1 protein-coding gene is annotated in these 252 nt (G+C 54.8%); it reads left to right on the top strand.

The annotated features are described in order from the left end of the window. Window positions 1-40 precede the first annotated feature (40 nt). A partial coding sequence (locus tag B7444_RS16210) for a recombinase family protein (protein ID WP_306301642.1) occupies window positions 41-252 on the top strand: 212 nt, incomplete at its 3' end.

Below are 252 nucleotides of genomic sequence, written 5' to 3'. Positions count from 1 at the left end.
GGATTTTCCCCGACCAAATTCTTAATCCTGAACAGATGCTATGATAGTCGCATCAGGAATGTTCCCGCTCAGGAGGTCGGTCATGCCACGGTACGGATACGCTCGGGTCTCAACCGACGCCCAGACGACCGATCCCCAGATCTTGGCTCTTCACGATGAGGGCGTGGAAAACATTGTCGTGGAAACGGTTTCCGGTTCCGTTCCAGCTCATGACCGGGCCGCGCTGTCTTCCCTTCTCAAAAAACTGGAACC

Origin of the sequence: Gluconobacter thailandicus F149-1 = NBRC 100600 (assembly GCF_000964465.1) — a bacterium.
Lineage (GTDB): Bacteria > Pseudomonadota > Alphaproteobacteria > Acetobacterales > Acetobacteraceae > Gluconobacter > Gluconobacter thailandicus.
The sequence above is the reverse complement of the archived record's forward strand: the minus strand, read 5'-3'. Positions and strand labels throughout refer to the sequence as shown.